This window comes from Oleiphilus sp. HI0067, from assembly GCF_001635735.1.
This window is the reverse complement of the sequence record NZ_LWFI01001398.1, coordinates 1-22613: the sequence shown is the minus strand read 5'-3', so window position 1 is coordinate 22613 and position 22613 is coordinate 1. Positions and strand designations below refer to the sequence as shown.

Genomic DNA, 22613 nt, shown 5'->3' with positions numbered 1-22613 from the left:
GCAGCGTATAGCAAGTTAAACCCTAAGGTGCTCGAGATGCGAGCCTTGCTTGCACAGCATTCTTCTGGTCTGTTGAATGATCATATTGCACTGCGAACCCTCAAACACTCCGAGTTTGGGTTAGGCCAGCTCTGTGCGCCCTTTGAGGAAATCGGCTATGAAGTGAGAGAGCACTATCATTTCAAAGAAAAGAAGCTGGAAGCGGTGCACTTAGAACATTCAAATATCGCGGATGCGCCAAAGGTATTTATTAGCGAGTTGTTGCTCGAACAGTGCTCGCCAGAATTGCAGGATCTTATCTCTCGAGCATTAGTAGACCGTTATCAGCCAATATTGGATGCTTTGTTACCCGTGTCAGGGGTGTCGTGGGGCCAGCCTTCGTATTCGGTGTATCAGACTCTTTTACAAGAATCAGAGTATGCGGCGTGGTTTTATGTCTTTGGCTTTGTGCCAAACCATTTTACGGTGAAAGTGAATTCCCTCAGCGATGTGGATGGCTTGAATGATATTCACGTGTTGAATGCGTTTTTAGAAGATCACGGTTATCAATTGAATAGCGCGGGTGGAAAAGTAAAAGGAAGCCCAGAGATTTATTTGGAACAGTCATCCACTTTGGCCGACAAAGTATCTATTCAATTCCAAGAGGGGAAGTACGACATTCCGAGTGTCTTTTATGAGTTTGCGAAACGCTACCCTTTACCTTCGGGCGAAGAGTTTTCGGGTTTTGTAGAGGGCAATGCGAATAAAATTTTTGAAAGTACGAACGTTAGAAACAACTAAGTTCTAGTGATTGTTTAACAGATTTTTCTTATTATGAATCGATGCGATGCTTGTCGTCTTGAAAGATAACATAACGGTTTTTACCCGCTTCTTTCGCTGCGTACATGGCGGTGTCCGCGTCGCTGATTAACACATCAGGCGATGGAATCAAGGCGCTATGTACCGCGACGCCTATACTGGCCGAACAATGAATTTGCGGTTCTAGTACGATGCTAGAGAGCTGTTCAAGCATGCGTTCAGCGATGCGCTCAAGATCATAGCGATGGAAGTTGCGTACGATTAGCGCAAACTCATCACCACCCATTCTCGCTACAAAATCTGTATCACGGCTGCAATCTTTTAAGGTATTTGCAACCGCTCGAATCATCTCGTCACCTTTGTGGTGGCCGTAGGTATCATTGATCGATTTGAAATCATCTAAATCAACAAACATCACACCAAATTGATGGCTGTTGTCATGAAAATTAGCAAAGCATTTGGCGAGCTCTTCTTCAAATGCATGCCGATTGTGCAAGCTGCTCAAAGTGTCGTGGCGCGCAAGCCACGCTAATTCAGTCTCAGCTTCGATGCGCCCCGAAATGTCCACGGCAATCGATAATACTTGGCGTGAGCCTGTTTTTTGATTGATTAAAGGGGCGTGGCGCCAAGCCAGAAAACGAAGGTGTTGGTCATGTGTGATAACCGCAGCTTCGTGCTGAAATTCGCCGGAATCTGATTGTGAGATGTCTTTGACATGCTTGATGATGTCATCAAAGTTTTCGCTCGGGTCTAAGAGTTTTGCGAAATGCATTCCATTGAGTTTTTCTTGCGAGAAACCAGTTATTGATTGCGTGTAGTGATTTGTTTGACGGATATAACCATCGCCATCTTGAATAATGATGGCTGCGTGCATGGTATTGAATAACTGATTTACAAAGTCACGTTCAAGCTCTAACTCGCGACCTCGTTTTTCGAGTTCACTCGCACGGGTTTCGAGTTGCTCGCGCATGCTTTCTAACTCATCACATAGTCCCGATGCGGTGATACGTAGAATGTCTGCTTCGTCATTGACGAAGCGACTCGCACCCAGTTTATCGAAGTCTTTTTTAGCTTGCGCATAATTGCGGCTAGCCAGCGACGGAAGAATGTTCGTTGTGCGACGCAAGCGTGTCATTGGTCGCCAAAGCACCAAGAGTAATAAGCATTCCGCAACGATAAGACAAATCATCAGCATCCACCGCATGTTGGCAAGCGTGTGTTCAACAATCGCTTTTCCTTCGCTTACATCACGAATAGTTAGCAAGGTATTTTCGCCTAGTTCAAAGCTACGCATGTGGTAGGTTCGATCATTGACCTCAATGAAGTTTTCTTTGGCGCTAAGATCACTAAAGCGCAAGTCCGCTAGAGCTAGATCGATAATGTCGCGCGTTAGGCTTGGGTTAGTCAGCGCAACAAGGTTATGGCTCCATTCAGGTAGATGCTCGACATAGGTGTAACGTTCATAACGTTCAGATAACAAGGCTGTATTGATTTCGTTAATCTGATAGAACTTTAAAAGAACATTGGTCAAAGGTTCGCTCAGCGCGACGACACCCACCACATCGCCCTCGTAAAGAATAGGGGCGCCAGCGACAACATAACACTGCGCATTGCACTGCAGTCGCCAGTCATGCTGTTCTTTTCTGAGAATTGATTGCGCGAAGATCTGCTCGTTCATTTCGGCTGTTGTTGAAAGCTCAAAACCTTGTGCGTCGTAGAGCATGACTTTATCGATGCCGTATTCAATTTGCAGATTCCAGCTGAGATCAGATAGCGCATTTTCAATGGATTGACTGTTTTCAGTTGCCAATAACTTCGCGAGACCTTGGTTCCGTGCGGTGAATAAAGACAGCTGCGATATCTTTTGGCCTTCGACATCTAGCAAGGCTTGAAATTGTTTTTGATTGCGCTCGAAGATTGTATTCATCGCCACGTTGAACTGGCTAGATGTCGCATTAGTGAGAACCAATAAAACAAACACAAACAGCACCGCTAGTACGAGGCTAGTTAGGCCGAAAGCTTGCCACTTAATGCTAAATTGTGGTTTTTGTGTTTGTTTCAATGCGGTAGATCCTTTTACCAGCGGTAGGCAATTTGCAGCATGGCTGCGTGCCAATATCGATTGCGACTGATGTTCATGTTGTCGCGGTTAAATAAACGAGACCATCCGTCTATGTAATGCAGTTCGCCTCGGATGAGCCAATCTTCGCTCGGTCTCCATGTTTGACCGATATTAACATCTACAAAGTGTCCGCGTGGATCAGCAAAGCTGACATCGCGTTGTTTGTTGTAGTCATAACGTACATAGGTTTCGTGTTGATCACTCCAGCGATATAAACCCTGAATATAAAACGACTCTTCATAACCAAGGTATCGAATCGTATTTTGCGTATATTGCTGAATTACACCTGGGTAGGTGGCATTCAAAGACGTTAATGCTGAAGATCCCGCGATTGTCTGGGCTAGATCTAAATTAATGTTCGACTGAAACTTATGACGCGAGTATTCAGCGGTCACAGCCCATTCAAAGGCGTTGTATTCTAATGAAGTCAGAACTGTTTCGGAATAGAACGAAGAATCATCTGCGTAAATTTGCACATCATTCAAGTCAGGTGATCCAGGCAATATCGCATTTGCTGGCACGTTAATTAAGGGGTTGAGGTCGATCGTATATTCGGGTCGATAGTAAGTGATGGCAGCGCGCCAACCATTGAACTCTGAACCATAAGCAAGTTTTGCCAATAAACCTGAATCGCCCTTTAAATTACTTGGCTCAAGTTGCGAAGCTTCTTGCGCCTCATCCATATCGGTTACAGGTTGGTTGTAGAAGACTTGAAAGCTAAGTGCATTTTCACCCAAAGACTTCGACCAATGCAGCTCAGCACCATCTGCAGAGTAGAAGGAATTACGCGTCTGATCGTAGTACACCGATTGCGGCATGATCACACCTGTGCGGGTATGAGGAATATCGCGCGTTTCATTGTAAAAGCCGAAAGAGGAACGAATTCGTCCTAAGCGGGCTGTTAGTTGGCTATCTTCACTGCGATAGAGCGGATGACTCAAAAATGCATAATCAACGCGTAAGTCGTTGCCGCTTGTCTCACTGACTTTCCGTCCGAGCAATTGCCCAGAAAAACGTAGGTCTTTATATACTTTTGTTGAGAATAGAGCGCCGGCTTCCCACATATCGACAGAAGCTTGGTCATCAGATTGCGCTAAAAAGTTGTGGTCGCTCGAATAGATGAGGCTTTGACTTAAAAAGCCTTCAACTTGGTTTTGGCTAAACCATTGCTCGGCTTGTGCAATGTTTGCCAACGCAAACAAGCTGCTAATGTACGCGAATGGCTTTAATATTTTCATGGTCGTAGTCTTGCTGGATGTAACCGATCGCACCAGGAGTATTTGCAATGGTTTGGATCATTTCTTCTTTTGAGGATAAAGCAACAGGCGCTTGCCCAGTGCCGGAATAAACGAGACGCTGCCAGATGGCGTCAAGCTGCCTTGGGAAGACTCCCAATACTTGCTTGCAGAATGCTTTATGTGTTTTCTGATCTTGGCTCAGTACGTAGACTTGTACGCGTTGCCCGTCCGACCATAGACGCTTTTTCATTGTAAAGATCGCTCTTACTTCCTTGAGCTGCAATTCGTTTCTGTCTACCGATGCATGACCAATGACAGTAATGGCATGTGTTGTAGGAGAGCAAACACTGAATCCTATCAATGTACCTAATATCAATACTCGCCAGTACCGCCTCACCTTTGTTGTAAGTCGCACGGTAGTTTTACTTTTATTAGTTAGAGTTGTTTTATCGTTTTGCTGTGTATTTATTCACTATAGCAAGCTCATCCAACTCTACTGCGCAATGTACAAGAAAATACAAAACGTTACGTCAGGCTTTTTTTAGGAATTTTGTATGAGAGTGTAACAAGTCAGGCAGGGTGAAGAAGCTTGACTATACTAGCCGCCATCAAACTTAATTAGGTGGACAGTGGCTGTGTTTGTTATTCGTTTAATCGCTTTATATTTCACCTTCGTGATGCTGTCAGTATGTGGGCACAGCGACAGCTCTAGCCATGATGACCATGACCATAGTGGCCATAAAAGCACTCACAACAATAGCCAAGGACATGATGCTCACCATGAAGAGTCACACAATCATGAGCATCGCGCAGAATACACCTTTAAAGACTCCGAGTTCTCTCGTTCAGGCCTATTCCTGAACTCCATAATGAAGATCCCAAGATCGCTGCCTTGGGCGAGAAGCTATTTCATGATCCTCAACTGAGCAGCGACGGCACTGTCGTATGTGCGAGCTGTCATATTGTAGCGCTCGGTGGAGATGATGGTTTAGTAAAATCTCTAGGTGTTGCGGGTGCTGAGGGTGATGTAAATCCACCTTCAGTGCTAAATGTAAGCCTGAATGCTCGACAGTTCTGGAATGGTCGCGCTCTAGATTTGCGCGAACAGCTGCAAGGGCCTATCCACAATCCTATTGAAATGAACAACAATTGGGATTTAGTTGCTGAGCGTCTTAGATCAAATCAAGATTACGTAAAAGCTTTCGCCGATGCATTCAACGCAGGTATCACGCAGAAAAACATTGAGGATGCATTACTAAGTTACGAGCGCACTATGGTCAGGCCGAATAGCGATTTTGATGCGTTTATACAGGGTGATGAACTTGCGTTTACTGAACCTGAATTAAAAGGCTTCGAATCATTTAACGACTTGGGCTGTGTGTCTTGTCATCAAGGAGCAAATCTGGGGGGTAACTTATACCAACGTCTTGGTTTGTTTCACGACTATTTTGCGGACAAAGAGCAGATACATGAATCGGACTATGGTTTATACCTAGTAACTGGAGACGAAAAAGACCGTTATAAGTTTCGTGTTCCTGGCCTAAGAAATGTTGCACAAACAGCCCCTTATTTTCATGACGGAACATCTCCGACCTTGCATGATGCGGTAAGCAAAATGGCCTATTACCAACTCGGGGTGAGCTTAGACGTCAACACTGTTGAGAATATTGTGGCGTTTTTGAAAACGTTAAGCGCTGAGCCGCTAAATGTCGCGGATTCAAGTCATCAAGAGCACGGTTCTGAGGCACAACACGATGATGTTCATGATCAGGAGCATCATCAAATGGATGAGATACCACCTAAAGAGCATGAGCACGAAGAACACCATGATCACGCTCGTCAAACACAGCCCATGAAGCCAAATCTGTATGCGAGTCATCGTCATATGCCGGCGGAGAACGAACAATGAAATTCCCCTCAAGTCGCGCGTTAACCAGTCTCGGTGGTGTTGTGGCATTTGTATTGATTGCCGGAATACTTGTGTTTATGGCGCGGAGCCAAGATGTGCGCGCTTTGCTAGCTTCTTGGAATGGCTTCAATGCAGATCAGATTGGCATCTATAACCAACTTGTGAAGCTTCAATCGGCAGGTGAACTTAATTACGATGAAGTCTCGATGAGTTTATTTGAAAGTGCCAATCATCAGCAAACGTATCGCACTGATCTTCAGCAGTATTATCCGCATATCTCAAATGAATTCGATGCTGGTTTAGCGCAAGATTTTCGGCGCTTTGAGTCCAGTGTTGAAGGCTTCAAAACACAATTGGCTCTGACGCGAAATTCCACGCGTTTCTTAATTCAACGTAAAACTGAACTGCTATCCCAAACGAATCTATCTGATGCTGGTAAGCACAAATTAGAGCTCGATATTATTAATTTTGCTTTGAAGCCGACGCCTTTTAATAGCGGCGCAATTGATAGAGCGCTCATCCAAATTTCTGCGACGTATGTTGGTGACGACGCCTTACTGGAAGCGTTTAAACAGCATAAGCAAAAAGTCTTAGAAGGTTACAGCGATACCTTAACTTTAATCGATCGTATTGATGGTCTCATTTCGGAATCAACCTTCAACACCGTAGCGCAAAAACTCGAAAATGAATTGGCGGTATATAGCCGCTCTGTGAACGGTTTTGCCGTGTCGTTGATCGCATTAATTCTGGCATTGTTGGTGCGCGTGGTGATGTTGTCGCGTCGTGCTGAGAACGCTGTGAAAGAGCTATCGTTCGTCGAATGAAGAGTTTGATGTTGAGGAAAAAACCTATGACTTCTCAGGACGTCGCGTGTTATTGGTTGATGATAATGCAATCAACCGGACTGTTGCTGAGTTAATGCTTGATAAGGTTGGTGTCGAGGTGATTATGGCTGAAGATGGCAAACAAGCCGTTGATACCTTAAACGAACAGTCGATTGACCTTGTCTTTATGGACTGTCAGATGCCGGTCATGGATGGCTATGAAGCTAGCCGAACGATTCGTCAATTAAGCAATCCGCTTAAGCGTGATGTGCCGATTGTTGCGATGACCGCAAATGCGATGAAAGGCGATAAGGAGATGTGTTTAGAAGCAGGCATGGATGATTATATTTCTAAGCCTGTCGAAGCACAGTTGCTCTATGAGCTGATGAGTAAATAGTTAGATCACACGCATTCAGAAGGAATTGCCGCGCGATTAAGCTAATCTAGCGGGAGAGTTATATTGGGGTCAGAGTAAAACGACTCTGACCCCAGATTTTCAATCTTAATTAAAGATTTAGTTCTGCAGGAAGCAATACGCGGTCAATCGGATGGATACGACCATTACTTGTTAAGATATTTCCAGCACGTAAGATCAACTCTGGATCTGCGACACGTGTTTCGATATCGCCAAGTGTGCGGCCATCAGGTTTGATGACTGGACCAAGCACGGTATCGATTTCATCTGCAACAAGAAGGTCTTTCAAGGTCAGTGCAGTGTCACCGGTTCCTACCGTCACGTGATAGGTAATGACGGTCTCAAGTGCTGTTGCTAAATCTAGCCCCGTAAGACCAGGTAGCGCTGCAAGCACAACGTCAAGAGCTTCTTGCTCTGTGCTCACATTAACACCTAAGTCTTTCACAAGCTGGATGAATGCAGCGTCAGTCGGCGCGAATACCGTTAAGCCCGGCACGGTGCTCAAGATGTCAACTAAGCCTTCGCCAGCAGCTTTGCCTGCATCAACTGCAAGAATACCTTGCAGCAAAATATCAAAGTCATTCGGATTGCTATCGACGCCTTCAAGTGAGCTGACTGCGATAGCTGTGCCTGCGATAGTTGGGAGATCACTTTGTCCTGCCGCTGGCAGGTCGAGTGGAATAAGTACGCGATTGATGGAGTGCACGATACCATTGCTTGCTTTTGTACCACGCTTCCAGAATGACAGTTTAGGATTCTTAAATTCTGGGTCGTTATCTACGAGCTGAAGTCCAACAGGTAAGATGCTAGCACCATCAAGTAGGGTTGGTACTTCGCCGTTATATATGACGCTGAATTTAGAACGTGATTCAGGAGCAACATGGTAAAGCAGAATGTTACGCAGAATATCGATGGCTGCATCCTCGTCACCGCCAGATAATCCTAGCAGTGTGGCGAAGATCGCGTTGAATGCGCCCTCTTCGCTATTCCCTTCATAGCCGAAGTCACGAGCCAAGCGCAAAAATGCAGCGTCACTTGGAGCGAATACTGTTACGTCGATCTTTTCGCTGGCAAGTGTTTCAGCAAGACCAGCTGCTTGAACCGCGGCTAATAAAATATCGTTATCATAACGGCGATGATCGAAGCCATTGCCACTCTTAGCAACGATTTCGGTAATGGTAGGTTTAGGTTTGTCGGCGCCTCCAAATTTGAAGAACGACCAAGCGTTTGCCGATACAGAAACGGTAGACGCAATCATGCCTGCGCAAAGTAGGCGCAAAGCTTTTGAATTTTTCATTGTTAACTCCTATCTAGCGAGAAAGTCCGATTTTTACTGCTTCGATTTTCGGGCTGCCAAAGCAGTCCAGATAAGAGTGGCCACTCAACACAACTAACGTTGATATGAGCCCTTACGTGTTTACTTTTTGTTCGGTTTAGTAAGTTTATGTATTTTGTCGAACTAGGGTGAAAACTGAGAACTGAGCAGGATAGAGGCGGATAGGGTAGATCTGAAGATACTGAGAGATAGGGATTGGGGTCCGAGTACTAGTACTCGGACCCCAATGTTGGAGGTTTAGTCAAACCATCTGCGCGTTTTATTGACGAATGCAACCAGCGACAACATCACTGGAACTTCTACCAATACACCTACAACCGTTGCAAGGGCTGCTCCAGAGTGTAAGCCAAAAAGTGAAATGGCGACTGCGACGGCAAGTTCAAAGAAGTTTGATGTGCCAATTAAACATGCGGGTGCGGCAACATTATGCGGAAGCTTTAAGGTTTTTGCTGCGCCGTAACCGACGGCAAAAATGAAGTAGGTTTGAATCAAAAGTGGGATTGCAATCAACACAATCGCCAAGGGTTGGTTCAAGATAGTTTGCGCTTGGAAGCCAAACAACAATACAACAGTGGCAAGCAGGCCGGTGACTGACCAAGGTTTTATCTGGCTCAAGAACTGCTCTAATTTTTCATGGTTGTCGGGTTTATCGAGCTTCTTGCGGGTGATAACGCCTGCGACTAACGGAATGACGACATAGAGTAATACCGAGAGTAATAGTGTTTCCCACGGCACAGTAATGTCACTCAGGCCAAGCAAAAATGCGGCGATTGGCGCGAAGGCAAAGATCATAATGAGATCGTTTACAGACACTTGAACCAATGTGTAATTTGGATCGCCCTTCGTGAGTTGGCTCCATACAAACACCATGGCGGTACAGGGTGCAACGCCCAGCAATATCATTCCCGCGATATATTCGGAGGCAGTTTGAGGGTCAACCATGTCCGCGAAAATGACTTTAAAGAACAGCCAGCCAAGTGCAGCCATTGTGAAAGGTTTAATCAACCAGTTGATGACAACTGTCAGCACTATACCTTTGGGTTTTTTACCGACCTCTTTGACGGCACTAAAATCGATTTGCACCATCATCGGATAGATCATGAGCCAGATAAATAAGGCCACAGGTATATTCACATGGGCATATTCAAATCCGGCAATCGCTTCAAAAGTGGAGGGTGCGAGCACACCTAACAATATTCCTGCACCAATGCTTAAGGCGACCCAGACGCTAAGGTAGCGTTCAAAAATTCCCATTGTAGATCCTTTTAGAAATTTGAATTAAGCCAAAGACTCTTTTATTTGAGCGATAAACGACTCGCGATCACTTGTGTCAAAACTGAGCATTTTCTGGACGCGCGCTTCGATCTCTTTAATGCAGGCATCAAAGGCTACTTTCTGATCTTCCTCGCTGCCTTCAACTTTTGACGGATCTGCTAGGCCCCAGTGCAGTTTCACTTGTTTCCCAAACCAAACTGGGCAGGCCTCTTTCGCTGCTTGATCGCACACGGTAATCGCGATATCGATCCCTTCGTCTAATAAGTCTGGTGAGAACTCATCCCAAGATTGGCTTTTTAAGCCTTCGGTTTCATAGCCATGCTCTTTCAAATATTGAATGCTCAAGGGGTGAACTTGGCCGCTAGGGCTGCTACCTGCGCTATAGGCTTTTAACTTCTGATCACCGAGTTTATTGGTGATTGCTTCACTAAGAATGCTGCGACAACGATTATGAGTGCAAATGTAGAGCATGGAGATCATGGTGCTTCTCAAAGACGAAAACACCATAGTATAGAGCAAATTTAATGACAGTTTTATTGCTAGGTGGTTGTTGTTTGCTCGGAAGCAAGGCTGAAGAAGCTTAGCTCACCTAAATGCGGATAATAAGCCTCAAGGTCGATAAAAATTGGGCGTTTGTTTTGTCCACTTTTTAAATGCGTTGCAGAAATTTGCCGCGTCTGAAAAGCCCAATTCGAAGGCAATATCTTCATTGGTAAAGTCGCCTTGTTGAAGCATTGCGATCGCAATTTGGCAACGAATTTTGCCCATCAAAGTATTGTAATTTAGACCGATCTTTCCAAGTTTTCGTCGGAAGGTGCGTTCACTCATACACATGGCTTCGGCAATGGCTTTGGAGTTAGGGTAGCTATCGCCGTCATTTCGCACTAAGCGGTCGAACTTGTTGACCAATGCGAACTCATCTTTCAGTGTTTGCATAAGTTGATTCAGTTGCTCAATGCTGTCTTTCAATTCATGCTTTGCACGGTAAGCGTATGTGAGCTCTTGTTTAAGATGAGCAAGGTCCACTACCCATTCATTGAATTTTGCGTCATCTTCAATCTCGCAATCAAAGTGACTGCGATAGAAGGCTTTATCCGCCTCTGTAAGTTTTAGAACGAATTTTAAAGCACGTGTTTTAACTGGACTGCCCGTGATCTCGCGCGAGACGGCTTGCATGCCGCCGATCGTTAACTCGAATATCATGTGCAGTAAACGCTCACTCAGTCCTGATACGTTTACAAGCCGATGGGTCAGTTCTTCTTGATCTTGGATAATCGTGAGATCAGTAAAGCTGCCTAGCAGCTCGTAATAGCTGTGTGAGATTTCGAGTGCATCATAGAGTGATGGTGCATGACGAAAAGCGGTTCCCAAAATACCGAAATTTGCGAGTGAATATTCGCTCGCGACATGAATACCCAAACCAATCAAGAATTGATCTTCAACCACACGTGATAAACCATCAAGGGCAATGTGTGAGGGTATGAATGGCTCATTGAGCAGAATGTCTAGCTCTAACTCTTTTTCGAGATGTTCACACCAAGCAGTTTGTCCCTGTCGCTTGAGTCGTTTGAGAATGAGCGAAAGCTCAAAGCTCGGATAGTTTTGATCACCTAGGCTAGCTATTTGCTTGAATTCAATGTTTTGTTCTGGGCTTGCTATCGACATCGTTATTACTTTGCTCACATCCATGAATAGACTAAATACTAAACCGCTTTTTATGTGATCGCCAACGTAACTCTGTTATCCATTTCCCACTTCTGATTCTGCAATCGCTTGCGTGTGTGCAAAGCGGCCAATTTTCCTTTTTTGAGAGCTTTGAGCTCAATAAGGGGGCATTGTGTTGGTGAAATCAGCAAAGCTGTTATTTTCTGCCCTCTTCAAATCTGGCTTTTTCGTTTTAACTGCTCGCGTGGCGTAGTTCGCAGTTGATGCCACATTACTTTTTAATCAATTAATAACTGTGGTGAAAACAATGATAAAAACGAAATCATTTTCTTCGCACGTCATTAAAACAACATTAGGCCTGTCGCTGGCAGCAGGTGTGTCTTTAGGCGCACATGCTATTGGTATTGAGGATGTTGTAAATGGTGGAAATGACTTTGCTTGGGAACAAGTGGAACTTCCGGGCACGAAGTGTAGTGACGGATCGCAATACAAGTTTTGGGTTTATGACAATCCGAATTCTAATAACCTCGTTATAAGCTATGAAGGAGGCGGTGCGTGTTGGGACTACGAGAGTTGCTCTGGTGCACTAGGTCTGCTTGGTGCATCAAACCCGAATGGTCTCTCCGATAACTATATTTATGAGACGAAGGCTAAATTCGTTTCGCCCATTATGAACGGTAACGATCCTGGTTTACCTTTCCGTCGTCGTGAGAATTTGGCAACAAATGGATGGGATGCCGCCTACATGCCGTATTGCACCGGCGATGTACATGTAGGTAATAATGTTCAGGTGTATGACGACCCGACGGGTGTGAATCCACCAATTACCTTCCATCATAATGGCTATGCAAACTCGACTGCGGCCTTGGACTTTCTAAATACGCGTCTAGGGACAATGAACAAAGTGATGATTACGGGCTTCAGTGCTGGTGGTGTAGCGTCTTCGGCGCTTTATCATGAAGTGCGTCAGCGTTTAGACTTCACCAAAGGCTATATGCTGAATGACTCAGGACCATTGTTCCCAGCACCCGATTCGAGCTACAACTCGCGTCAGTTGCACGAGACAATCATTACGGCTTGGGACATGCCTACTGTGCTTGCGAATATGCCTGCTTCATTCAATATTGATGATATGGGCACGGCAAATACCGCGGCGGCAAACTTGTATCCGCAAGATTCATTTGCTTATACGGCTTACAGCACCGACTTTAACTTCTCGCGATTCTCTTATGAGCGTTTCTTCCCGAACATGGATTACAACTCTATTTTGGCGAAGTGGCAGGAAGATCATCAGATCTTGATTGCGCAAATGAATACCTTGCCAAACTATGGCTACATGATTCCTTGGAATCGTCCAATCAATGATAGCCACTGTTCAACCATCGTTACCTTCATAGGCTCACACGCTTGCCCAAGTATTCGTAAAAAACGCTGGTGGGAGTTCCCAATAGGCCAAACGTGGAAGTGCCCAGGTACGTTCTATGGTATGGCGGCATTTCTTGATGCCTTCGTTGCGGGTGCAACATGGCGTTTAGTTGAACCATACAATAACTACAACAACGAAGATCCTGGTTGTGGTATCTACTGTCCATTGATCAGTGATGCGATCTAGATTCTGAGCTTTATTTCCACAGAGTAAACTCAGATAAAAGTCCTTTCCTAGTGCAATGCTAGGAAAGGCAATACACAAAACTAAGAACAACAGAATAATTAGGGTGACACGATGAGAACAAGTATAAAGTTAACCTTCATGGCAACCGTATTAGGGGCATCAGTCGTTGTTGTATTAATGAATCAGGACGATACCGTTGATCCGAGTTTTTTACCCGTGACAGAACAGGTCCCAACGCCTTCTCCAAATCCAGACTCGCATGATGAACGCGTTTCAGGTGTTCAAGGCAGCTATCCCAAGTATTTAACGACAGATACAGTGATTGCCGGTGATGTTGAAATGCCGCCGCAAGATTATGATCCTGAGTTGGCTTATGATGCCAAAATGGAAGCATGGTCAAAGGTCGATCTTGATGTCGTACGCGAAGCCACAACAGATAATTTATATTGGACCATGGCTGCTCAAACTGACGACCCTTCAATCGTTGAGGCCCGAGAAGCGAAGCGCGCTGAGTTAAAAGCGATTGAAACGAAAATGATGGCACGTCACGCCAGCGAACAGGAAATTCGAGACTACTACGCCTATCAGGAAAAACTATCAGAAGACTATGTAATTGTTTTGACCGAGATCTTAGAGCGCTATGGGAATGTGCTCCCAGAAGATGATTATGCAGGGCAAGCTTTAGCGCGAACGATGCACTTGAACAAACTTCAGGAAATGCCGAACAAAATCTCGCGTGCACTTGAGCAGCGTCAAGTATTCATCGATCAGAAGCAGGAATGGATGGCGGATAAAGACGCATATAGAGCTAAACTAGAAGCGCAAGCTGAGGAGGCGAATCGCGCACTCGGCAAAATATAATAAAAGAGTATTCTTATGAAAGGCTCTATTTTTCTGTTTTTAAGCGCCTGCGCTTCAGGTGCTCTATATGCTTTTGCGAATGTCGGGTTTGGGCTTTGGTTACTCGCCTTTGCTTGTTTTGTTCCTTTGTTGCTAGCGCTTGAAAGATCCAAGCGCTTTTATTCTTCTGCGCTCACTGGCTTTGCCATGGGCAGTGTTCTTTATTTCGTTGGGTATTCTTGGCTTCTCGCGCTTAGTGACGGATTTATTCGGGGCGAAGACCATACCGGAAGCTTGCTTTGGCTAGCTTATGGATTCGTCATCGCCTTGCATTTTGCTGTGTTTGCGCTGCTCTACGTCGCGATGCGCAGACTCAATGTCGGGATATTGCTGTCTTCTATGGCTGCTTTGCTCATCATTGAATTCACGCAAGCGAATCTGTTTCCTTTTTACTTGGGTGCATCACTCGTTCGGGCGCCATATCTAGCACAAGCTGCTGATCTTGGTGGCGTCTATTTGCTCAGTGCATGTGTGATCGGTGTAAATGCATGCTGTGTTGTATTGTTGCAAGAGCGTCGTTTCACATCCATGAAGTCTATTGCGAGTACGGTAGGCATTGTGGGAGGTTTATATTTTTATGGGGTTTATCAAGTTCAACAGGAAGAGTCTTTTGTCGCAGAGCCTCAACAACAAATGTCTATTGGGCTTGTGCAAAGTGATATTTATGGCATGTCTCGTCCTGATCAACGTGCAACTGCGCATCAGCAACATCTAGCCTTTAGTCGCAGTCTTATCGCACAGCACGAGATTGATTTGTTAGTTTGGCCTGAAGCGGCATACGGCCGAGCAATACAAGGTACTCTGCCGGTGGATGCTCAGCCTATTCAACAAGATCTTGATACGCCAATCGTTTTCGGAGCCACGCGATTATCGGTCAAACAGGGGCGTTTAAGTCCGCATAATGCCGTGTTTTTAATTGATGAAAATAACCGAGTGGCGAGTCAGTACAGTAAAAATATACTGATTCCTTTTTCAGAATATTTGCCATTCGAGACCATCTTGTCACAGCACGAATCGTTCGTTGCGCAGGTATTTCCGGAATACTCACGTTTTGAAGCGGGTGATTCCTTAACGGCGCTGACCTTTAAAGGACGTCGTATAAGCACACCTATTTGTTATGAAACCGTGATTCCTGAATTAGTGCGCGAGATGGTGGCAAACAATCATGCCGAATTGATTATCTCTGTTGCTAACGATAGTTGGTTTGGAATGAGTAAAGAGCCATACATTCATTTGGCGATGGCCAAATTACGGGCTATCGAACATCGGCGGTGGTTTGTGCGTGCAACGAACGGCGGCATTAGTGCGGTGATAAATCCCGCGGGTCGCGTCGTGAATAATGTGCCTTTAGGTGAAGAGGGTGTTCGCGCCTCTATTGTTGATTGGCGCTCTGAACAGACCCTATACACACTTTACGGAAATTGGTTTGTCAGTGTCGTCATGGGCTTAACCTTACTCACTCTTTTGACTCGCGGCGCCATATTTCGCGTTAAAAAATCTTCTGAACTCGACTTTAAACAGCGTGCTTCATTGACCAAATAGTTGATAAGACTTAGGGAAATGTTTGAGCGTGCTTGCGTAGTTTAGAAGGCTGCTGGCCGGTCCACGTCTTGAATGCTCTACGAAACGTAGAGCTATCGCTAAAACCTATTCGCTCTGCGATTTCACTAATGGTGTAGTTGGTGTTCTTGAGCAGGTTCACAGACTTTTGCTGTTTAAATTTATTAAGCGTTTGTTGATAGCTGGTGTCTTCCTTAGACAACTTACGATGCAATGCGCTTTTCGATAATTGAAGTTGTTCTGCTGCTTGATCAATGCAGGGTAGGTTTGGAATGTGTTGGTCAAATAGCACAAAGAGCCTTTTCTGAATTGAAATCCGTTTTTCACACTTCTTTATCGCATCGTTACACTCAGCGAGTTTGCACCGGTGGATTGCAGGGTTGGCCGTAAGAATTGGGTAGCTTAGGTAATTTGAATCAAATTCGGCACTCAGGGTGTTTTGTTCAAAATGTATTTCACATTGAAAATAGTCTTCATATATTTTCGAATGCCAAGGCTTGTCAAACGGAAGACTTACGCAATTGAATCGAAGCTCTTTCCCGCAGAGCCAAGAAGACTGTTGTTGAATAGTGCTAAGTAGTGCTTCGCAGATAAAGTGTTTTAGTGCTTCCGGTTGCTTGGAGTGATGCGTGACACTGAGTTTCAGGTTATGCACATTTGTGCTTGTTGGTTCTAGCTCAAATAAGCAGGGCACGCCGAACAATAAACGGAAATGATTTAAGTGGTTGAAAGCGTCTTCGAGTGTTTCGCTCGTCATCAACAACTGCCCAAAACCATCTGCTGCGATGACACTAAGTTGCTGTCCATAGGCGAGCCCGATGCCGGCTTCAGCGTCTAATAAGTTGGTGCTTAGACATTCAGTGGTTTCTAATAAATCGATCTTTCCCTGTGGTTTCTCGAGTGCAATGCGCAACGCTTCTGACGCAACGAAAGGAAGGTCGTGTTGTATTAAGGTCTGTTTGAAAAGCTTGATAAAGAGTGTGCTGATCACTTTGTCATCACACCGATGCTGTAAGTGCGTCCCAGTCGACACAATGCTGTCCTCACTCTATTACGATTCTTGTTTTGAACTGCACGAGCCCTACAACAAGCGCAACATCTCGGACGCTTAGGAGACCAAAATCCTATCTCTTTGGAGATGAAAATACAAAATCATTATGTCGTTTGTGTGAGCGAGTAAAAAATATAGTTTCAGTGCGTGTTTAAGGTCGAATATTTCAAATTTTGGACTACGGTTACGCCCAATATAAAAAATCGTTAACCTTAGGCTGAACGTTTATGCATCATTTACACGCAGGGCGTCTGTTAGATGTTCAACAGCGCATCATTTCTCTTATTGCTTTAGGCGGGCAATGGGCGGAATGTTTGGAGCTCATCGCGACAGAAATAGAGCGACTGATTCCGCGTGAAGATGCGTATTGCTCCATTCTCTTTCTGGATGGGAAACATCTACGCCATGGTGCAGCACCTAGCATCAGCAAGGAATATTCCGAGGCGATTGATGGCGCAGAAATCGGCCCTAATGTTGGGTCTTGCGGAACAGCGGCCTATACAGCGAAGAATGTGAATGTGTCGAGTATCGAAACGGATCCACTCTGGGCTGATTACAAAGGCTTAGCCTTAGGCGCGGGACTACGGGCATGCTGGTCTGTCCCGATTATGGCGAGTTATGGCTCAGTGCTTGGCAGTTTTGCCATTTATTTCGGCCACGAATGTGAGTATGACGCAGATCTTGTTGATCTGATTGAGCGCTTTTCTCATCTGGCAGGTTTAGTTCTAGAGAAAAAAATCAACGAAGGGAAATCAAGTCAGCTGCATAAAGCCTTACAACATAACAGCCATCGCTTTGAGAGCTTTGCTAGGGCGATGCCGGATCTAGTTCTCGTGTTCGATGAAGATGGCTATTACGTCGATATTTATGGCGGTGAGATGAAATCATTAGTCTTGCCTGCCAATATGCTTCTTGGGCAGAAATTGTCAGACATCCTCCCTCCTGCAATTAGCACAGCCATGCTCAATGTTATTCATGAGTGTCTCGATCAACAGAAACGTATGGTGTATGAGTATGAGCTAGATGTTCAAACGGGAAATCGTATTTTTGAAGCACGGGTTTCTCCTATTCCTGTTTACGATCTAGATCAGCCTGAAAAGGGGCATGTGATTTGGGTCGCACAAGATGTGTCAGAACGTCGTAAGGCCGATGATACGATCCGAAAGCTCTCCTTTTATGATTCGGTAACGAGTTTGCCAAATAGACGTTTGCTAAAAGAACGTTTGGGGATGCAAGCGAGAAAAGCAAATAGCAAAGGCTTGTTTGGCGCTATTTTATATGTCGATTTGATCGATTTTAAACGTGTGAATGATTCAGTAGGAATGTCTGGTGGTGATGCTCTGGTGGTTGCGATCTCAAAGCGTATCGGTGCGGTCTTGGATCATCGGGATTCTCTAGCGCGTATTGGTGGCGATGACTTTGTAATCTTACTTGATGCGATGAGCGATTCTCTAAAAACGCTGACGCGCGACACAACGAGTATCGCGACGAAAGTACTGTCGGTATTCGACAAGCACTTCAAAGTGGCCGATAAACTGCTAAGAGTTTCAGCGAGAGTTGGAATCAACGTTTTTGGCGGCGAGAACGTTGTCCCTGAAAAATTGATCAATCAGGCTGAGTCTGCGATGTACCGAGCCAAAGAGCTCAACGAGCGCGTCGTGTTTTTTGATGAGACGATCCAAAAAAACCTGATCGAACAACTCCACCTAGAATATGACTTAGAGCATGCGCTGAATAACGAAGAAGTGACGGTGTACTACCAACCTCAAGTTGACAAAACAGGACGTGTAAAAGGCTTCGAAGCATTAATGCGTTGGGAGCACCCAGAAAAAGGTTTTATCTCTCCAGTTGAGTTCATTCCATTAGCAGAAAAACTCGACATCATGCCGCAACTACAAGAACTGGTTTTTCGTCATGTGTGCAGTGTAGTGAAGGTGATGGAGCGCGATGAAAGTATCGCTGAAAACTTCAGAATCGCGGTTAATATCAGTGCTTGCCAGTTTATAAAAGATGATTTTGAAAAGGCCGTGACCTCGGTATTAAGCCGCTATGAAGTCTCTCCAGAAAGAATCACCATAGAGATTACCGAAGGGACTTTACTGACTGAAATAGACGTTGCCATGCGACAGATGAAGCGCTTACAAAGCTTGGGCTTTGATTTGTCTATTGATGATTTTGGTACAGGATATTCGTCCTTAGCCTATTTGCAAAAACTTCCCGTCAATGAGATCAAAATCGATAAGCGCTTTGTTGACGAACTCGAGCATAGCGATGCCGGACGCAGCATCGTTGACGTGATTATCTATTTGGCCAAGCAGTTATCGTGTCGAATCGTGGCAGAAGGTGTCGAAATTGAAAGCCAACTTCGTTATCTTCTTGATCAAGATGTTGATCTCATACAGGGGTATTTTGTCGCTAAACCGATGAGCTTAGAAACGCTTCTGGTATGGCAGCATAATATCGGTCAGCACCTGCCTAATAGCATGGATTTTGATCGATCTCTTAACCAAATGTTACGCAGAGGGACGTAAAGGCTCTAATGCATCGCGGCACAGAGTTTTTAAAGCCTCGATGCTTGAGATACGCGGATAGTTAGGGCGAATTATCAACGCAATACTGCGATGTGGCCCGGGTTCATTGAGATGCACTGCCGCAAGATCTGGGTTCTGTTTGATCAGTTGCTCCAGCGCCATTTCTGGCACGAGGGTTGAGCCTAATCCACCCGCTACCATTTGCACCAGAGTATTTAAACTCGTCGCGCTGAAACCGTGTTCTGCTTGCCAAGCTGATAGATGACAGGCATCGAGAATATGGTCTTTTAAACAGTGACCTTCTTTCAAAAGCATGAGTTTTGACTCATCAACGTTTTTACTACGAATTTCTTTAAGACCAGCCAGTTCATTGTCTTTTTGTGTAATCCAATAGAAGTCTTCTTCCCAAAATTCGAAAGTGAGTAGACCATCGCAAGGATAGGGAAGGGCAAGAATCGCTGCGTCTATTTCTCCTCGGCGCACTTTGTCCACGACGACGTGCGATTGTTCTTCAATTACGCGCAGGTCAAAGTTTGGGTGCTTGGTATTGATCTTCTTTAATAGGTTGGGGAGTAAGAACGGCGCAATGGTTGGAATGAATCCAACAGACATAGGGGCGCTGAGAGGCGCATCATTCAATGAACCCATCGCTTGTAGGTCTTCTACTTGAATTAAGATCTTCTCGGCTTGTGCTAAGAATTCTTCGCCCGCTGGTGTAATGAGCACCTTCTTTGTATCACGTTCAAAAACCTTCATGCCGATTTGGCTTTCTAATTCGTTAATTGCCGTAGTCAGCGCTGAAGGGCTGACATTGCATTCCTCCGCAGCTTTTTTGAACTGCATGGTGCGTCCAACTGCGCGTGCATAATTGAGTTGTTTAAGAGAGATCATTGTATTCCTCGCGCGGCGTTTATAATTCAAAAAAACTAAATTAATAAATAAATTTATTCAAATTTACCGTTCTTGCAAGTCTCTTTAAACTTCATTTCGAACTTAAGGCAAACGCCAATTTACTTTTAACACTGTCGTTAAATTCAAGAGGAAAATGACATGGCTCTAATCAACACAAAAATCAAACCATTCGTAGCGCAATCTTTTAAGAACGGTGAGTTCGTAGAACTGAGCGACAAGGATCTAGAAGGTAAATGGTCTGTCTTCTTTTTCTACCCAGCAGACTTCACTTTCGTTTGCCCAACAGAGCTTGGTGACGTTGCAGACAAATACGAAGAGCTTCAGTCTCGCGGTGTAGAAGTTTACTCAGTATCAACTGACACGCACTTCACGCACAAAGCATGGCACGATTCTTCAGAAACAATCGGCAAGATTCAATACCACATGCTTGGCGACCCAACAGGTCAAATCACGCGCAACTTTGAAGTAATGCGTGAAGATCAAGGTCTTGCAGATCGCGGTACATTCATCGTTGACCCAGATGGCGTTATCCAAGCAATGGAAATTACAGCGGAAGGTATTGGCCGTGACGCAGAAGACCTACTTCGTAAGGTGAAAGCAGCACAGTACGTTCGTAACAACCCAGGTCAGGTTTGCCCAGCCGCATGGAAAGAAGGTGAAGAGACGCTAGCTCCATCATTAGACTTGGTAGGCAAGATTTAATTTTTGGATTAATTCCTACTGCGATTGCTAAGGCGGTGTTAAAGCGGGTTTCGGAATGCTCACTTACTATTAGTAAGCTCCGCTTCCTTAACACGCTCTGCCTAGACTTAGCTGATCTCGCGACGTAATTAATCTCGAAAATGTAGTCGGCTATTGCGATTGTTAGAGCTTTGTTGTAGTCCACCCCTCAATGCTCACTTACCAGACGGTAAGCTGCGCTTTCTCGGTGAACTTCGCCTCGCTCTAACTGCTCTCATCACGCCGCTAGCGGTTTGCCAGATAAAGAATCGTTCAATGGTCTAAAGTTGCAATAAATACTTTCACATAGAGTCTAGAACGAAGGGCCTTTCCCGTCGATCGCTTCAGCGATCCGGGTCGCCTTTGGGGTGTTGGGGGCTTTGGCGAAACAAAGACCCTGACCTGCTGTCGGCCAGCGCCGATAAGAAAAGAAGAGTTAAGACTAGAAATTATCTTCAAATCTCTTCGGATCAGAATACTAAGTCCCGAATCAACAGCGGGATGAACAAAATCAAAAACCACTTTAGAAACATACAGGTGAGCATCATGCTATCTCAAGACATTCTACAGGCAATTAAACAGTACACAGCCTCAATGCAGGCGCCGCTTACTTTCGTTCTTCAAAGTGGCGAACATGAAAAACGTGAGGAGCTGAAAAAGTTTCTTGCTGATATTGCAGGCACCAATGATCTTCTTTCGCTAGAAGAACGTGCCACAGGTTTACGTAGTCCGATCAGCTTCTACATTGAAGTTGATGGCAAAGACACAGGTGTCCAGTTCTCAGGTATCCCAAGTGGTCACGAATTTAATTCACTTATCTTAGCGGTGCTTCAGGCGACTGGCACACCTTTAAAGTTAGATGAGTCTTTGCAAAAAATGGTGGGGCGCGTTGGTGAGAAGTTACACTTTGAGGTGTTCATCGGTTTGAGCTGCCACAACTGCCCTGATGTCGTTCAGGCTCTGAACCAATTTGCTTTGCTTAACGACAATATCTCGAGCGAAATGATCGATGGAGGCTTGTTCCAAGATATCATCAAAGAACGTGACATTCAGGGCGTCCCAGCTGTTTATGTCAATGGCGAATTATTCGCGAATGGTAAAGTTGATGCCGCACAGTTGATCGAGAAATTGATGGAGCGCGATGCAAGTATCGCCCAGTCAGATGAGTCTGACGCACTGCCTTTGCAAGACGTGACTGTTATCGGTGGTGGTCCAGCAGGTGTTGCTTCAGCGATTTATAGTGCGCGCAAAGGTTTGAAAGTAACGCTGATTGCTGAGCGATTAGGTGGCCAAGTGAAAGACACAATGGGCATCGAAAACCTCATTTCAGTATCGAGTACAACCGGTCCTGAACTAACAGGAAACTTAATCAATCACATGAATGATTACGACATTACGGTGAAAGAGCACTTGCGTGTAAGCGAAGTGATCGATGAAGAGATCAAAACCGTGGTCTTGTCATCAGGTGAGCGTATCGATACCAAGACCTTGATTGTCGCAACAGGGGCGAAGTGGAGAGAGCTAAACGTTCCTGGTGAGAAAGAAAATATCGGTAATGGCGTGGCGTACTGTCCACATTGTGATGGCCCATTCTTCAAAGGGAAAGATGTTGCTGTTGTTGGTGGTGGTAATTCTGGAATCGAAGCGGCACTCGATTTGGCTGGTATCGTGAAGAGTGTGACGGTGCTTGAATTTGCAGATACCTTGCGAGCGGACCAAGTACTGGTAGATCAAGCGCAAGCGCG

General features: G+C 45.1%; 20 protein-coding genes. 11 read left to right on the top strand and 9 right to left on the bottom strand.

What is annotated here, in order from left to right:
* Window positions 1-780: DUF1338 domain-containing protein (locus A3739_RS22285; protein ID WP_068502805.1), on the top strand; the 780-nt coding region annotated here is incomplete at its 5' end.
* A 31-nt stretch (window positions 781-811) separates the two neighbouring features.
* Here A3739_RS22285 and A3739_RS22280 read toward each other — a convergent pair.
* From A3739_RS22280 to A3739_RS22270, 3 genes are read right to left on the bottom strand one after another with little or no spacing between them, the layout of a single operon-like run.
* Window positions 812-2860, bottom strand: a complete 2049-nt coding sequence (locus A3739_RS22280; RefSeq protein WP_068477885.1) for a diguanylate cyclase domain-containing protein — start codon at window positions 2858-2860, stop codon at window positions 812-814.
* Window positions 2861-2874: 14 nt separating this feature from the next.
* A complete protein-coding gene (locus tag A3739_RS22275; protein WP_068477886.1) occupies window positions 2875-4158 on the bottom strand; it encodes a hypothetical protein in 1284 nt (427 codons plus the stop codon).
* Window positions 4127-4408 carry a hypothetical protein gene (locus A3739_RS22270; RefSeq protein WP_082869146.1) on the bottom strand — a complete coding sequence of 94 codons (282 nt, stop codon included), beginning with the start codon at window positions 4406-4408 and terminating at the stop codon, window positions 4127-4129. The genes A3739_RS22275 and A3739_RS22270 overlap by 32 nt, the downstream gene beginning before the upstream one ends.
* A gap of 379 nt (window positions 4409-4787) precedes the next feature.
* Between A3739_RS22270 and A3739_RS28940 the strand changes: the two genes are divergently transcribed.
* From A3739_RS28940 to A3739_RS22255, 4 genes are read left to right on the top strand one after another with little or no spacing between them, the layout of a single operon-like run.
* Complete coding sequence (locus A3739_RS28940) at window positions 4788-5084, top strand: hypothetical protein (protein ID WP_156502764.1); 297 nt, start codon at window positions 4788-4790, stop codon at window positions 5082-5084.
* The gene (locus A3739_RS22265) at window positions 5051-6067 is read left to right on the top strand and encodes a cytochrome-c peroxidase (protein WP_068502797.1); all 1017 of its coding nucleotides are present in this window, start codon (window positions 5051-5053) and stop codon (window positions 6065-6067) included. Before A3739_RS28940 ends, A3739_RS22265 begins: the two co-directional genes overlap by 34 nt.
* Window positions 6064-6891 (top strand): DAHL domain-containing protein, encoded by an 828-nt coding sequence (locus A3739_RS22260; RefSeq protein ID WP_068502794.1) that lies wholly within the window; start codon window positions 6064-6066, stop codon window positions 6889-6891. Before A3739_RS22265 ends, A3739_RS22260 begins: the two co-directional genes overlap by 4 nt.
* A 46-nt stretch (window positions 6892-6937) precedes the next feature.
* A complete protein-coding gene (locus A3739_RS22255) occupies window positions 6938-7288 on the top strand; it encodes a response regulator (protein ID WP_068502793.1) in 351 nt (116 codons plus the stop codon).
* A 109-nt stretch (window positions 7289-7397) separates the two neighbouring features.
* Here the strand turns inward: A3739_RS22255 and A3739_RS22250 are convergent, their stop codons facing one another.
* The 4 genes from A3739_RS22250 to A3739_RS22235 all read right to left on the bottom strand — a co-directional run bounded on the left by A3739_RS22250 (window position 7398) and on the right by A3739_RS22235 (window position 11582).
* Window positions 7398-8603 (bottom strand): fasciclin domain-containing protein, encoded by a 1206-nt coding sequence (locus tag A3739_RS22250; RefSeq protein WP_068502326.1) that lies wholly within the window; start codon window positions 8601-8603, stop codon window positions 7398-7400.
* Window positions 8604-8879: 276 nt separating this feature from the next.
* Window positions 8880-9896, bottom strand: coding sequence for an ACR3 family arsenite efflux transporter (arsB, locus tag A3739_RS22245; protein ID WP_068502791.1), 1017 nt, complete (start codon window positions 9894-9896; stop codon window positions 8880-8882).
* Between the two features lie 24 nt (window positions 9897-9920).
* The gene (locus tag A3739_RS22240; protein WP_231876510.1) at window positions 9921-10397 is read right to left on the bottom strand and encodes an arsenate reductase ArsC; all 477 of its coding nucleotides are present in this window, start codon (window positions 10395-10397) and stop codon (window positions 9921-9923) included.
* 129 nt (window positions 10398-10526) lie between these two features.
* Window positions 10527-11582, bottom strand: a complete 1056-nt coding sequence (locus tag A3739_RS22235) for an AraC family transcriptional regulator (protein WP_068756182.1) — start codon at window positions 11580-11582, stop codon at window positions 10527-10529.
* Between the two features lie 307 nt (window positions 11583-11889).
* Between A3739_RS22235 and A3739_RS22230 the strand changes: the two genes are divergently transcribed.
* The 3 genes from A3739_RS22230 to lnt all read left to right on the top strand — a co-directional run bounded on the left by A3739_RS22230 (window position 11890) and on the right by lnt (window position 15636).
* On the top strand, window positions 11890-13194 hold the full coding sequence (locus A3739_RS22230) for a pectin acetylesterase-family hydrolase (protein WP_068477905.1): 1305 nt from the start codon (window positions 11890-11892) through the stop codon (window positions 13192-13194).
* Window positions 13195-13305: 111 nt separating this feature from the next.
* A complete protein-coding gene (locus A3739_RS22225; protein WP_068477909.1) occupies window positions 13306-14055 on the top strand; it encodes a hypothetical protein in 750 nt (249 codons plus the stop codon).
* 15 nt (window positions 14056-14070) lie between these two features.
* On the top strand, window positions 14071-15636 hold the full coding sequence (gene lnt, locus A3739_RS22220; protein ID WP_068477911.1) for an apolipoprotein N-acyltransferase: 1566 nt from the start codon (window positions 14071-14073) through the stop codon (window positions 15634-15636).
* A gap of 10 nt (window positions 15637-15646) precedes the next feature.
* Here lnt and A3739_RS22215 read toward each other — a convergent pair whose 3' ends face one another.
* The gene (locus A3739_RS22215; RefSeq protein ID WP_068477912.1) at window positions 15647-16687 is read right to left on the bottom strand and encodes an AraC family transcriptional regulator; all 1041 of its coding nucleotides are present in this window, start codon (window positions 16685-16687) and stop codon (window positions 15647-15649) included.
* Window positions 16688-16932: 245 nt separating this feature from the next.
* Between A3739_RS22215 and A3739_RS22210 the strand changes: the two genes are divergently transcribed.
* The gene (locus A3739_RS22210) at window positions 16933-19236 is read left to right on the top strand and encodes an EAL domain-containing protein (protein ID WP_068477913.1); all 2304 of its coding nucleotides are present in this window, start codon (window positions 16933-16935) and stop codon (window positions 19234-19236) included.
* Here the strand turns inward: A3739_RS22210 and A3739_RS22205 are convergent.
* Window positions 19219-20127, bottom strand: coding sequence for a hydrogen peroxide-inducible genes activator (locus A3739_RS22205; RefSeq protein ID WP_068477914.1), 909 nt, complete (start codon window positions 20125-20127; stop codon window positions 19219-19221). The genes A3739_RS22210 and A3739_RS22205 overlap by 18 nt on opposite strands.
* A gap of 159 nt (window positions 20128-20286) precedes the next feature.
* Between A3739_RS22205 and ahpC the strand changes: the two genes are divergently transcribed.
* Together ahpC and ahpF are read left to right on the top strand one after the other, a co-directional pair.
* On the top strand, window positions 20287-20850 hold the full coding sequence (gene ahpC, locus A3739_RS22200; protein ID WP_068477915.1) for an alkyl hydroperoxide reductase subunit C: 564 nt from the start codon (window positions 20287-20289) through the stop codon (window positions 20848-20850).
* 564 nt (window positions 20851-21414) lie between these two features.
* On the top strand, window positions 21415-22613 hold a 1199-nt coding region (ahpF, locus tag A3739_RS22195), incomplete at its 3' end, for an alkyl hydroperoxide reductase subunit F (protein WP_068502799.1).